Origin of the sequence: Pseudomonas lurida, from assembly GCF_013522705.1 — a bacterium.
GTDB classification, from domain to species: Bacteria; Pseudomonadota; Gammaproteobacteria; order Pseudomonadales; family Pseudomonadaceae; genus Aquipseudomonas; species Aquipseudomonas quebecensis.
Map to the genome: position 1 here is coordinate 75,750 of NZ_JAAMRE010000029.1, position 12,389 is coordinate 88,138.

A 12,389-nucleotide genomic window follows, 5' to 3' on the forward strand; every position below is an offset into this window, starting at 1 on the left:
GCCATCGTGTTTAACCATGATCAAACAACAGCTCGACCGTTTTAATCGCCTGGAACTGCTGGGCGGCGCCACCGCCCTGGAAAAACTCGAACGGCTGTCGGCGTGGCTGGGCCGGGACATCTACGTCAAGCGCGACGACACCACGCCGCTGGCCATGGGCGGCAACAAGCTGCGCAAACTCGAATACCTGGCCGCCGATGCCCTCGCCCAGGGCGCTGACACTCTGGTAACGGCCGGCGCGATCCAGTCCAACCATGTGCGCCAGACCGCCGCCCTCGCCGCCAGGCTCGGCCTCGGTTGCGTCGCCCTGTTGGAAAACCCCACCGGCACCGACGATCCGAACTACCTGGGCAACGGCAATCGCCTGCTGCTGGAGTTGTTCGACGCCAAGGTGGAATTAGTGGAAAACCTCGATCATGTCGACGAGCAGCTCAACGCCCTCGCCGACCGCCTGCGCAGCAACGGCAGGAAGCCATACCTGGTGCCCATCGGTGGCTCCAACGCGTTGGGCGCGCTGGGCTACGTGCGCGCGGGGCTGGAGCTGGCCGCGCAGATTGAAGACAGCGGCATCGACTTCGCCGCCGTAGTGCTCGCCTCGGGCAGCGCCGGTACGCACAGCGGTCTGGCGCTGGCCTTGGGCGAAGTATTGCCTCAGCTGCCGGTAATCGGCGTGACCGTCTCCCGCACCGACGAAGCCCAGCGTCCCAAAGTGCAAGGCCTGGCCGAACGCACCGCCGAGCTGCTGGGCGTGGGCCTGCCCGAGGCGTTCAAGGTGATCCTGTGGGATGAATACTTCGCCCCGCGCTACGGCGAGCCGAATGCAGGCACATTGGCCGCGATCAAACTATTGGCCAGTCAGGAAGGTCTGTTGCTCGACCCGGTCTACACCGGCAAGGCCATGGCGGGTTTGCTCGACGGTATCGGGCGTCAGCGCTTTGAAGACGGGCCGATTATCTTCCTGCACACCGGCGGCGCGCCGGCGCTGTTTGCCTATGACTCGGTGTTCAACTGAGTGGGAGGGGGCTTGCCCCCTCCCACATTAGAAGCAGTTGGTATTCCACAAAAGAATATGAATTTGCATTTATATTATTTTCAAGTCTTAAAAACCGGCTTTATAGTCGCGCCGCAGGCGAAGACGCGCTTCGCGCTTTAAGGCAGGATACGCCTACTGCGTCACCTGCTTCGCTCACCATAAAAAACACAGGGGCTCTTCATGACTATTTCCGCATTCCGTCGCACGTTACTGGTTGGCACGCTGGGTCTGGCACTCGGTGCCGGTTGGCTGGGCCAGGCCGTAGCCGGCGAACAATTGGCCAATATCAAGAAGGCCGGCGAGATCAAGATCGGCCTGGAAGGTACTTACCCACCCTTCAGTTTCCAGGATGAAAGCGGCAAGCTCAGCGGTTTCGAGGTGGAACTGTCCGAAGCCCTGGCCAAGCAGCTGGGCGTGAAGGTCAAGCTGCAGGCCACGCCGTGGGATGGCATCCTCGCTGCCCTGGAATCCAAGCGCCTGGATGCGGTGGTCAACCAGGTCACCATCTCTGAAGAGCGCAAGAAAAAGTACGATTTCTCCAAGCCCTACACCGTTTCGGGGATCCAGGCGCTGGTTCTGACAAAGAATGTGGACAGCATCAAGACCGCCGACGACCTGGCCGGCAAGAAAGTCGGCGTAGGCTTGGGCACCAACTACGAACAATGGCTCAAGGACAACCAACCCAAAGCCATCATCAAGACCTATAACGACGACCCGACCAAGTTCCAGGACCTGCGTATCGGCCGCATTGACGCGATCCTGATCGACCGCCTCGCCGCGCTGGAATATGCCAAAAAAGCCCCGGACACCGCCGCTGCCGGCGACGCATTCTCGCGCCAGGAGTCCGGCATTGCCCTGCGCAAGGGCGAGCCTGAACTGCTGGAGGCAGTGAACAAGGCCCTCGACCAGCTGCGCGCCGACGGCACCTTGAAGAAGCTGTCCGAGAAGTACTTCAACGCTGACGTCACTCAATAATGGAAGCAGGCTTCCAACTCGCACTCGACTCCGCGCCCTTTCTGCTCAAGGGCGCGTATTACACGGTAATCCTGAGCCTGGGCGGCATGTTCTTCGGCCTGCTGCTGGGCTTTGGCCTGGCCTTGATGCGCCTGTCGCGCTTCTTTGCGGTACGAGGGATTGCCCGGGTCTACGTGTCGTTTTTTCGCGGTACGCCGTTGCTGGTGCAGCTGTTCCTGATCTACTACGGCTTGCCGCAAGTGGGCATCGAGCTGGATCCGATCCCGGCGGCCATGATCGGCTTCTCGCTGAACATGGCTGCCTACGCCTGTGAAATCCTGCGTGCCGCCATCGGCTCCATCGAGCGCGGCCAGTGGGAAGCCGCGGCCAGTATCGGCATGACCCGCGCGCAGACCCTGCGTCGGGCCATCCTGCCGCAGGCCATGCGCACGGCACTGCCACCGTTGGGCAACAGCTTTATTTCGCTGGTCAAGGACACGGCGCTGGCCGCTACCATTCAGGTGCCCGAGCTGTTTCGCCAGGCGCAACTGGTATCGGCGCGCACCTTCGAAATCTTCACCATGTATCTTTCCGCTGCGCTGATCTACTGGATCCTGGCCAGCATCCTGGCGCATTTTCAAAACCGCCTGGAAGCCCGGGTCAACCGGCATGACCTGGAGTCCTGAAGCATGATCGTGGTTGAAAAACTGACCAAACAATTCAACGGTCAGGTGGTGCTCGCCGGCATCGACCTGGAGGTCAAGGAAGGCGAAGTCATCGCTATCATCGGCCCCAGCGGTTCCGGCAAGACCACCTTCCTGCGTTGCCTCAACTTTCTGGAAACTCCCACCAGCGGGCGCATCAAGGTGGGCGATATCGAGATCGACGGCAGCCGGCCGATCAACCAGCAACAAAGTCTGGTACGTCGTCTGCGCCAGCATGTGGGCTTTGTGTTCCAGAGCTTCAACCTGTTCCCGCACCGCACCGCGCTGGAAAACGTGATCGAAGGCCCTACCGTGGTCAAGAAAATGCCTCACGATGCCGCGGTGGCGCTGGGCCGCAGGTTGCTGGCCCGGGTCGGGTTGGCGGGCAAGGAAGACGCCTACCCACGGCGCCTGTCCGGCGGCCAGCAACAGCGCGTGGCAATTGCCCGTGCGCTGGCCATGGAGCCGGAGATAATCCTGTTCGACGAACCCACCTCGGCGCTGGACCCGGAGCTGGTCGGCGAAGTGCTGGCGACCATCCGCAGCCTGGCCGAAGAAAAGCGCACCATGGTCATCGTCACCCACGAAATGAGCTTTGCCCGGGATGTGGCCAACCGCGTGATCTTTTTCGATAAGGGCGTGATCGTGGAGCAAGGCGAAGCCAAGGCGCTGTTCGCCAACCCCAAGGAAGAACGCACGCGGCAGTTCCTGAGCAAGTTTCTCGCTCACTGATCCTGCCTCTTGTGGCGAGGGCCCAGCGCCCTCGCCACAGCCCGCTGTTCCTACAGGAACGCCTCGTCAAGCCGTGTAAAACGCTGCGGTTGATGCCACCGAAAACACCCTCCGCAGTCAGACCCTTCTGAATATTCTAAAACCCGCGGTTTAGCCTTTTGCCGCCATTGACGCTCCTTGGCCAACCCTCTTATCTAGGCCCCAGAGGATTGGATCCTATCCCGGCTATTTATTGAATCGTGCCTTTCAGCCCTGCCGCGCACCCGCGCCAAGGGGCCGGAACGATTGCTGCTGGCTGCATCAAGGAGATGACTTATGACTTCCACGCTCACCGCCCCAACGCTGCCCCAGGCCAACCGGTATGGCATCAATGCACGGGCGGCCACTCAGTTGCAGGTTGCCATCGCGCCGTACCTCGGCATGGACGAAGGTGACCTGATCGAATTGTTCTGGAACAGCTGCTTTGCCGCCTCAAGGCGAATCACCGCCTGCAAGGTCGGCGCGCCCACACACCTGCGGGTACCGGAAAGTTTCGTGCAGGACGGCCTGGCGCAGGTGTATTACCAGGTTATGCAGATCGGCCACGGCCCGGCGCGCTCGGCCGTGACGCAGGTGCGCGTCAAAACCAACGCCCCAGGCGGCCAGCCCGCCGCGTTATACAGCGACGAGAACCAGAACCTGGCCCCGGTCGGCCTGCCCGAGACCATCCGACGCTACGGCGTCAACAGCCGTCAGGTGCACCGTGGCGTGCCCCTGACCATCGAGCCGTACCTGAACATGACCGCAGGCGACGCCATCACCCTGCGCTGGGGCGACGTGCGCATGGACTTGCCCAAAATACCGGCACGCGACATTGGCCGGGCCGTGCACGTGTGGGTGCCGGCCACGGTGATCGCCGAGGCCGGCGACGACTGTCGGCTCGAGGTGACGTATTGCGTGCTGGACCGCGTCGGCAACAATTCGCGCTGGGCGCCCGCGCGCACGCTGCGCATCGCCGCGTCGGCGCCGTCACGCCCGACCCGGGCCGCCACACCCTATCGCCCAAGGCCGCTAGGCTCCCCCTGCGAACCGGGGTGAATGCCTTCTATGTATATTCCTAAAAGTTAGTTTATTTAAATATTTAACAAGCTTAGGGTATATACACCGGACCACCGGACATCTCTGAATTTCTGTTTTTATTTCATTGAATGCGAGGTCGGTATGGTCAGAATTACCCCGGTGCGCAACGCCAGGGCATTGCGTGCAGCCAAGGAGCGGCGCTGATGTCTAACTTGGCTCTTACACCCCCTGTCACTCATCCGGATGTCGCGCCTCTGTTGTTGCCGGCCGTGGTGCTGCGCAACGACGCAGAAGCGCTCGACGCCGCCCGCGAGTTGGCCCAGGCCGCGCGCCTGCAGGCCGCCACGCGCGACCAGCAACGCAAACTGCCCTGGGCGCAGATCGAGCAGTTCACCCGCAGCGGGCTGGGCAGCATTTCCATTCCCCGCGAGTACGGCGGCCCGCAGGTGTCCTTTGTGACCCTGGCCGAGGTGTTCGCGATCATCAGCGCGGCCGACCCGGCGCTCGGGCAGATCCCGCAGAACCATTTCGGCATCCTGCACCTGCTGCAGAACACGGCCACTGAGCGTCAGAAAAAGCAATTGTTCCAGAGCGTGCTCGACGGCTGGCGCATCGGCAACGGCGGCCCGGAACGCGGCACCAGAAATACCCTGGAGCTCAAGGCACGCCTCACCGCCCAAGGCGACGGCTATGTCGTCAGCGGCCAGAAGTTCTACTCCACCGGCGCGCTGTTTGCCCATTGGGTCGCGATCAAGGCGCTCAACGACGACGGCAAGCAAGTCATGGCGTTTGTGCGCCGTGGCAGCGAAGGGCTGCGCATTGTGGATGACTGGTCCGGCTTCGGCCAACGCACTACCGCCAGCGGCACGGTGTTGCTCGATCAAGTCCCTGTGGACGCCGACCTGGTGGTGGACAACTGGCGCCTCGGCCAGAGCCCGAACGTCCAGGGGGCAGTCTCGCAATTGATCCAGGCCGCCATCGACGCCGGTATTGCACGCGGCGCGTTGGAAGACACCATCGCTTTCGTGCGTGAGCGCTCGCGCCCGTGGATCGACGCCAAGGTCGAACGCGCCAGCGATGACCCCTACGTGATTGCCGATATCGGCAAACTGAAAATCGAGCTGCACGCCGCCGAAGCCTTGCTGCGCAAGGCCGGCCAGGTGCTCGACCAGGTCAGCGCCGCGCCGATCACCGCGCAGTCGGCGGCACGTGCGTCGATTGCCGTGGCCGAGGCCAAGGTGCTGACCACCGAAGTGTCGCTGCTGGTCAGCGAAAAGCTCTTCGAACTGGCCGGCAGCCGCGCCACCCTCGCCGAATTCAACCTCGACCGCCACTGGCGTAACGCCCGCGTGCACACCCTGCATGACCCGGTGCGCTGGAAGTATCACGCGGTCGGCGCTTATCGCCTCAACGGCACCCTGCCCGCTCGGCACTCCTGGATTTAACCGACCAGACGTCTGGAGACCTCTATGCCTTTCTCTACCAACGTCGCGGTGATCACCAGCGACGAACAGGCCCTTGTTGTAGCCAGTGACCTGGCCGAGGACCTTCGCCGCGACAGCGCCCAGCGCGACCGCGAACGCCGTCTGCCGTGGCCCGAGCTGGACGCGTTTTCGCGCTCCGGGCTGTGGGGCATCAGTGTGCCCAAAGCCTACGGCGGTGCCGACGTGTCCAACGTGACCCTGGCCAAGGTCATCGCGCTGATCGCCCAGGCCGATGCGTCCCTGGGACAGATTCCGCAAAACCATTTCTATGCCCTGCAAGTGCTGCGCGTAAATGGCAGCGCCGCCCAGCAACAACGTCTCTACGCCGAGGTACTCGCCGGCCAGCGTTTCGGCAATGCGCTGGCCGAACTGGGGACTAAAACAGCCCACGACCGCGTGACCTCCCTGACCCGCGACGGCGACGGTTTTCGCATCAATGGGCGCAAGTTCTATGCCACCGGCGCGCTCTACGCTCAACGCATTCCCACCTCGGTGGTGGACGAGCACGGCGTGCAGCAACTGGCCTTTGTGCCCCGCGACAGCCAGGGCCTGAATGTGATCGACGACTGGAGCGGTTTCGGCCAGCGCACCACGGGCAGTGGCTCGGTGGTGTTCGATAACGTGTGGGTCGCGGCGCAGGACGTGGTGCCGTTCCAGAGCGCCTTCGAGCGCCCGACCACCGTGGGCCCGCTGGCGCAGATCCTGCACGCCGCCATCGACACCGGCATCGCCCGCGCCGCTTTTGAAGATGCGCTGCACTTTGTGCGCACCAAGACCCGCCCGTGGATCGACGCCACCAGCGACAAGGCCAGCGAAGACACGCTGACCCTGAAAAGCTTCGGCCACTTGAGCGTGCGTCTGCATGCCACCGAAGCTCTGTTGGAGCGCGCCGGCGAATACCTCGACCGCGCCCAGGCCGACAGCAACGCCGAACACGTCGCGGCCGCCTCGATTGCGGTGGCCGAAGTGCGCGCCTTGAGCACCGAGATTTCCCTCGCCGCCGGCAGCACCTTGTTCGAGCTGGCGGGCAGCCAGGCGACCCTGGCCGAACATGGCCTGGACCGCCACTGGCGCAACGCCAGGGTGCACACCCTGCACGACCCGGTGCGCTGGAAGTATCACGCGGTCGGCAATTACTACCTCAACGACGCCAACCCGCCACTGCGGGGGACGATCTGATGAGCAAAAAGAAAATCCTGCTCAATGCCTTCAACATGAACTGCATCGGGCACATCAACCACGGCCTGTGGACCCATCCTCGGGACACCTCGACCCAGTACAAAACCCTCTCCTACTGGACCGATCTCGCGCAGACCCTGGAACGCGGGTTGTTCGATGGGTTGTTCATCGCCGATATCGTCGGCGTGTACGACGTCTACCAGCAATCGGTCGATGTGCCGCTCAAGGAGTCGATTCAACTGCCGGTCAACGACCCGCTGCTGCTGGTCTCGGCGATGGCGGCGGTCACCCGCCACCTGGGTTTCGGCCTGACCGCCAACCTCACTTACGAGCCGCCGTATCTGTTCGCCCGGCGCATGTCCACCCTCGATCACCTGAGCAATGGCCGGGTGGGCTGGAACATCGTCACCGGCTACCTGGACAGCGCCGCCAAGGCCATGGGCCTCACTGAACAAGTTGAGCATGACCGTCGCTACGACCAGGCCGATGAGTACCTGCAGGTGCTCTACAAGCTGTGGGAAGGCAGCTGGGAGGACGACGCGGTGCTCAACGACCCGCAGCAACGCGTCTACGCGCAGCCGGGCAAGGTGCACAAGGTCGAGCACCACGGCGAGTTCTACCAGGTGGAGGGTTACCACCTGTGCGAACCGTCGCCGCAGCGCACGCCGGTGCTGTTCCAGGCCGGCAGTTCCGAGCGCGGCCTGGCGTTCGCGGGGCAACATGCCGAATGCGTGTTCATCAGCGGGCAGAACAAAGCCGCGACCAAGGTGCAGGTCGACAAAGTGCGCGCCAGCGCGCTCAAGGCCGGACGCAACCCCGAGGACATCAAGGTGTTCATGGGTATCAATGTGATCGTCGACGCCACCGAGGCCCTGGCCTGGGAGAAACACGCCGAGTACCTGAGCTACGCCAGCGCGGAAGCGGGCGTGGCGCACTTTTCGGCCTCCACCGGCATCGACTTTTCCCGCTACGAACTGGACGAACCGATCCAGTACGTGAAGAGCAACGCCATTCAATCGGCCACCAAAACCCTGCAAAACAACGACTGGACCCGGCGCAAGTTACTGGACCAGCACGCGCTCGGCGGGCGTTACATCACCCTGGTCGGCTCGCCCCAACAGGTGGCTGACGAGCTGGAATCGTGGATCAGCGAAACCGGCCTGGATGGCTTCAACCTCACACGCATCGTGACCCCGGAAAGCTACGTCGATTTCATCGATCTGGTGGTGCCGGAACTGCAGCGGCGCGGGTCGTACAAGACTGAATATGAGCAAGGAACGTTAAGAGAAAAAGTCTTCCAAGGCAGCGCCCGTCTACCCGAACACCACACCGGTTCCACCTACCGCCACTGAACAAAAATTGTGGATCTGCACGTTTGTACAAATACCTTATGACTGGAAATCGACCATGAAAAAAATACTGCTCTCCCACCCAGTCAAAGCACTGGCCCTGGCCTTCGGGCTGTTCAGTTCGACGCTGTTCGCCGCCGAGGCGCCGCTGAAAGTCGGCACCACCGCAGCCTTCGCGATTCCGCTGGAAGCCGCCGTGGCCGAAGCCGGCAAGCAAGGCTTGAAGGTTGAGCTGGTGGAGTTCACCGACTGGATCGCGCCCAATGTGAGCCTGGCGGCCGGCGATATCGACGTAAATTACTTCCAGCACATCCCGTTCCTGGAAAACGCCAAGGCCGCCGCCGGGTTTGACCTGGTGCCGTACGCACCGGGGATCATCAACAACGTCGGGCTGTATTCGAAAAAGTACAAAAGCTTCAACGACCTGCCACAAGGCGCCAGCGTCGCGATCGCCAATGACCCGATCAACAGCGGCCGCGGTTTGCAATTGCTGGCCAAAGCCGGGCTGATCACCCTCAAGCCGGGCGTGGGCTACAAGGCCACTGAAGAAGACATCGTCGCCAACCCGAAAAACATCAAGATCCTGCAAGTGGAAGCCGTGCAGTTGGTGCGCGCCTATGACGATGCGGACCTGGTGCAGGGCTACCCGGCCTATATTCGCTTGTCGAAAACCTTCGATGCCGAGTCGGCCCTGCTGTTCGACGGCCTCGACCACCCCGAATACGTGATTCAGTTCGTGGTCCAGCCCAAGAGCAAAACCGACCCACGGGTGATCAAGTTCGTCGATATCTACCAGCATTCGCCGGTGGTGCGCGCCGCGCTGGATAAATCCCTCGGCAAGCTCTACCAAGTCGGTTGGGAGGGCTGAGTATGACCGCCGCCCACGCTCAATGGCGCGACCTCGCGGTGCCGCCCAGGGACGCCGAGCACACCGAATTGCATCCGGACCTGAACCGCGCCCATGTGCGCTTCATCAACCTGGGCAAGACCTACGACGGTGCGGTGCATGCGCTGCAAGGCATCGACCTGGCGATCCAGCGCGGCGAAGTGTTCGGCATCATCGGCCGCAGCGGCGCCGGTAAGTCGTCGCTGATCCGCACCATCAATCGCCTGGAACAGCCCAGCAGCGGGCGCGTGCTGATTGATCAGGTGGACATCGGCGACTTCGACGAAGACCACCTGGTGGCGCTGCGGCGGCGCATCGGCATGATCTTTCAGCATTTCAACCTGATGTCGGCCAAGACCGTGTGGCAAAACGTCGAGCTGCCGCTCAAGGTGGCCGGTGTACCGAAGCTGCAGCGCGAGCAGAAGGTGCGCGAATTGCTCGAACTGGTGGGGCTGAACGACAAACACCAGGCCTACCCCGCGCAGCTCTCCGGCGGGCAGAAACAACGGGTGGGCATCGCCCGCGCGCTGGTGCATGACCCGCAGATCCTGCTGTGCGACGAGGCCACCTCGGCCCTCGACCCGGAAACCACCCAGTCGATCCTTGGCCTGCTGCGCGAGATCAACCGACGCCTGGGCCTGACCATCGTGCTGATCACCCACGAGATGGCGGTGATTCGCGAGATCTGTGACCGCGTGGTGGTGCTGGAACACGGACGCATCGTCGAGCAAGGCCCGGTGTGGCAGGTGTTCGGCGATCCGCAGCACGAGGTCAGCAAAACCCTGTTGGCGCCCCTGCAGCAAGGCTTGCCGCCGGAGCTGCAAGCGCGTCTGCGGGACCTGCCGACCTTAGCCGAGGCGGCCGTGGTGCTGCGCGTGCAATTTACCGGCAGTGCCACCGACGAACCGGACCTGGCCGCGCTGTTCAGCGCACTGGGCGGCCGTGTGCGCTTGCTGCATGGCGGCGTGGAACGCATTCAGGGCCACGCCCTGGGGCAACTGCTGCTGGCGGTGAGTGGCTCGGACCACGGCGCCGATGCCTTGCGCCAGCGCGCCGGGCGCTTTGCACAACAGGTGGAGGTATTGGGTTATGTGGCTTGATCGTTTAGTGCAGGGCGCCCTCGACACGCTGTTGATGGTCGGCGTGTCCTCGCTGATCGCCTTGCTGGTGGGGATTCCGCTGGCGGTGTTCCTGGTGACCAGCGACAAGGGCGGCATCTACCAGGCACCCGCGTTGAACCGGGCGCTCGGGGCGTTCGTCAATCTGTTCCGCTCGATTCCGTTCCTGATCCTGATGGTGGCGCTGATCCCGTTTACCCGGCTGATCGTCGGCACCACCTACGGCGTATGGGCGGCGGTGGTGCCGCTGACCATCGCCGCCACGCCGTTTTTTGCACGGATCGCCGAGGTGAGCCTGCGCGAAGTCGACCACGGCCTGATCGAAGCCGCCCAGGCCATGGGCTGCCGGCGCCGGCACATCATCTGGCATGTGCTGTTGCCTGAAGCATTGCCGGGGATCGTCGGCGGTTTCACCATCACTCTGGTAACCATGATCAATTCCTCGGCGATGGCCGGCGCAATCGGTGCCGGCGGGCTGGGCGACATCGCGTACCGCTACGGCTACCAGCGTTTCGACACGCAGATCATGCTCACGGTGATCGTGCTGCTGGTGGTGCTGGTGGCGGTGATTCAGGTGGGCGGCGATCGCCTGGCACGGGTGTTGAACAAGCGGTGAGGTATAGTCGGGACCTTTCAGTGCCCGGTATCGCTCGCCATGACGCTCAAACCCGACGACCTCGACCAGATCACTTCCACCACCCTGGGCCACTACAACACAGTGGCCGAGGACTTTCGCGAAGGCACCCGCGACCACGACGTGAGCCAGAACATCGACGCCTTGCTGCGGCATATCCAGGGCACGCCGCCGTTTACCGTGTTGGATTTCGGCTGCGGGCCGGGTCGTGATCTACAAACGTTTACGCGCCTGGGCCACATCGCCGTAGGGCTCGACGGCTCCGAACGTTTCGCGCAGATGGCACGCGAGGACAGCGGCTGCGAAGTGCTGGAACAAGACTTCCTCAAGCTGCAACTGCCCGTCGCGCGCTTCGACGGCATCTTCGCCAATGCGGTGCTGTTTCATATCCCCAAACAGGAATTGCCCCGGGTACTCAAGCAGCTGCATGCCGCGCTGAAACCGGGTGGCGTGCTGTTCAGCTCCAACCCGCGCGGTGACAACCAGGAAGGCTGGAATGGACCGCGCTACGGGTCGTATCACGACCTGGAGGCGTGGCAGACGTTGCTGACCAGTGCAGGGTTTGTGGAGCTGGAACATTACTACCGCCCGGCGGGGCTGCCCCGTGAGCAACAGCCTTGGTTGGCCAGCGTATGGCGCAGGCCTGAATAGCAGCCTGGCAATAAGGGGGCATGCTCCGATAGCGGTGGATCAGATGGAGCCTCCGGGAATGCAGCCCGTGACGCTCCGCGTCACCTGTGCACAGTGACCAAAACCTGCGGCGCCTGGCGGGACGCGGAGCGCCCCAAGCAGCATTCCCACGCAGAGCGTGGGAACGATCAGCGCGCGCCATTCAACCCGGCATCAAGATCGTTCCCACGCTCCCGCGTGGGAATGCAGCCGTGACGCTCCGCGTCACCTGTGCGCAATAGCTAAAACCTGCAGCGCCTGGCGGGACGCGGAGCGTCCCAAGAGGCATTCCCACGCAGAGCGTGGGAACGATCAGCGCGCGCCATTCAACCCGGCATCAAGATCGTTCCCACGCTCCCGCGTGGGAATGCAGCCCGTGACGCTCCGCGTCACCTGCAGTAGCCGAAACCTGCGGCGCCTGGCGGGACGCGGAGCGTCCCAAGAGGCATTCCCACGCAGAGTGAACTGACCCCACAAAGTTGGACGATTTTCTATCTATGCCTGAGCGGCCTGAATTCTGTATTCAACAGGACTCAGGCCGTTTAGCTTCAGTCTGATACGCGAGTGATTGTAATACTGGATGTACTC

General features: G+C 62.9%; 13 protein-coding genes. 12 read left to right on the plus strand and 1 reads right to left on the minus strand.

Annotated features, from left to right (window positions below; translation table 11 throughout):
• Positions 1–16 precede the first annotated feature (16 nt).
• From G7025_RS21180 to G7025_RS21235, 12 genes are all read left to right on the plus strand, one after another.
• Entirely contained in the window at positions 17–1,012 is a 996-nt protein-coding gene (locus G7025_RS21180; RefSeq protein WP_181081043.1) for a D-cysteine desulfhydrase, read from the plus strand.
• A 201-nt stretch (positions 1,013–1,213) separates the two neighbouring features.
• Positions 1,214–2,008, plus strand: coding sequence for a cystine ABC transporter substrate-binding protein (gene tcyJ / locus G7025_RS21185; protein ID WP_181081044.1), 795 nt, complete (start codon positions 1,214–1,216; stop codon positions 2,006–2,008).
• On the plus strand, positions 2,008–2,673 hold the full coding sequence (gene tcyL, locus G7025_RS21190) for a cystine ABC transporter permease (protein ID WP_181081045.1): 666 nt from the start codon (positions 2,008–2,010) through the stop codon (positions 2,671–2,673). The genes tcyJ and tcyL overlap by 1 nt, the downstream gene beginning before the upstream one ends.
• Before the next feature lie 3 nt (positions 2,674–2,676).
• Positions 2,677–3,423, plus strand: a complete 747-nt coding sequence (gene tcyN, locus G7025_RS21195) for an L-cystine ABC transporter ATP-binding protein TcyN (protein WP_181081046.1) — start codon at positions 2,677–2,679, stop codon at positions 3,421–3,423.
• Positions 3,424–3,738: 315 nt separating this feature from the next.
• Positions 3,739–4,500 (plus strand): hypothetical protein, encoded by a 762-nt coding sequence (locus G7025_RS21200; RefSeq protein ID WP_181081047.1) that lies wholly within the window; start codon positions 3,739–3,741, stop codon positions 4,498–4,500.
• A gap of 185 nt (positions 4,501–4,685) precedes the next feature.
• The gene (locus G7025_RS21205; protein WP_181081048.1) at positions 4,686–5,927 is read left to right on the plus strand and encodes an SfnB family sulfur acquisition oxidoreductase; all 1,242 of its coding nucleotides are present in this window, start codon (positions 4,686–4,688) and stop codon (positions 5,925–5,927) included.
• A gap of 24 nt (positions 5,928–5,951) precedes the next feature.
• On the plus strand, positions 5,952–7,145 hold the full coding sequence (locus G7025_RS21210; protein WP_181081049.1) for an SfnB family sulfur acquisition oxidoreductase: 1,194 nt from the start codon (positions 5,952–5,954) through the stop codon (positions 7,143–7,145).
• Positions 7,145–8,497: an LLM class flavin-dependent oxidoreductase gene (locus G7025_RS21215; RefSeq protein WP_181081050.1), complete on the plus strand. Its 1,353-nt coding sequence runs from the start codon at positions 7,145–7,147 to the stop codon at positions 8,495–8,497. The genes G7025_RS21210 and G7025_RS21215 overlap by 1 nt, the downstream gene beginning before the upstream one ends.
• Positions 8,498–8,552: 55 nt before the next feature.
• Positions 8,553–9,362: a MetQ/NlpA family ABC transporter substrate-binding protein gene (locus G7025_RS21220; RefSeq protein ID WP_181081051.1), complete on the plus strand. Its 810-nt coding sequence runs from the start codon at positions 8,553–8,555 to the stop codon at positions 9,360–9,362.
• Between the two features lie 2 nt (positions 9,363–9,364).
• Positions 9,365–10,480 (plus strand): methionine ABC transporter ATP-binding protein, encoded by a 1,116-nt coding sequence (locus G7025_RS21225; protein WP_181081052.1) that lies wholly within the window; start codon positions 9,365–9,367, stop codon positions 10,478–10,480.
• Positions 10,470–11,114, plus strand: a complete 645-nt coding sequence (locus tag G7025_RS21230) for a methionine ABC transporter permease (RefSeq protein WP_181081053.1) — start codon at positions 10,470–10,472, stop codon at positions 11,112–11,114. The genes G7025_RS21225 and G7025_RS21230 overlap by 11 nt, the downstream gene beginning before the upstream one ends.
• Positions 11,115–11,153: 39 nt before the next feature.
• Positions 11,154–11,783: a class I SAM-dependent methyltransferase gene (locus G7025_RS21235; RefSeq protein WP_181081054.1), complete on the plus strand. Its 630-nt coding sequence runs from the start codon at positions 11,154–11,156 to the stop codon at positions 11,781–11,783.
• 513 nt (positions 11,784–12,296) lie between these two features.
• Here G7025_RS21235 and G7025_RS21240 read toward each other — a convergent pair.
• Positions 12,297–12,389, minus strand: a 93-nt coding sequence (locus G7025_RS21240) for an IS3 family transposase (protein ID WP_181076956.1), incomplete at its 5' end; no start/stop codon positions are given.

What these genes read in the sequence shown, in the direction of transcription:
- G7025_RS21180 (WP_181081043.1), top strand. Translation starts at nt 17, where the DNA reads ATGATCAAACAACAGCTCGACCGTTTTAATCGCCTGGAACTGCTGGGC.
- tcyL (WP_181081045.1), top strand. Translation starts at nt 2,008, where the DNA reads ATGGAAGCAGGCTTCCAACTCGCACTCGACTCCGCGCCCTTTCTGCTC.
- G7025_RS21220 (WP_181081051.1), top strand. Translation starts at nt 8,553, where the DNA reads ATGAAAAAAATACTGCTCTCCCACCCAGTCAAAGCACTGGCCCTGGCC.
- tcyN (WP_181081046.1), top strand. Translation starts at nt 2,677, where the DNA reads ATGATCGTGGTTGAAAAACTGACCAAACAATTCAACGGTCAGGTGGTG.
- G7025_RS21215 (WP_181081050.1), top strand. Translation starts at nt 7,145, where the DNA reads ATGAGCAAAAAGAAAATCCTGCTCAATGCCTTCAACATGAACTGCATC.
- G7025_RS21210 (WP_181081049.1), top strand. Translation starts at nt 5,952, where the DNA reads ATGCCTTTCTCTACCAACGTCGCGGTGATCACCAGCGACGAACAGGCC.
- G7025_RS21205 (WP_181081048.1), top strand. Translation starts at nt 4,686, where the DNA reads ATGTCTAACTTGGCTCTTACACCCCCTGTCACTCATCCGGATGTCGCG.
- G7025_RS21230 (WP_181081053.1), top strand. Translation starts at nt 10,470, where the DNA reads ATGTGGCTTGATCGTTTAGTGCAGGGCGCCCTCGACACGCTGTTGATG.
- G7025_RS21235 (WP_181081054.1), top strand. Translation starts at nt 11,154, where the DNA reads ATGACGCTCAAACCCGACGACCTCGACCAGATCACTTCCACCACCCTG.
- G7025_RS21200 (WP_181081047.1), top strand. Translation starts at nt 3,739, where the DNA reads ATGACTTCCACGCTCACCGCCCCAACGCTGCCCCAGGCCAACCGGTAT.
- tcyJ (WP_181081044.1), top strand. Translation starts at nt 1,214, where the DNA reads ATGACTATTTCCGCATTCCGTCGCACGTTACTGGTTGGCACGCTGGGT.
- G7025_RS21225 (WP_181081052.1), top strand. Translation starts at nt 9,365, where the DNA reads ATGACCGCCGCCCACGCTCAATGGCGCGACCTCGCGGTGCCGCCCAGG.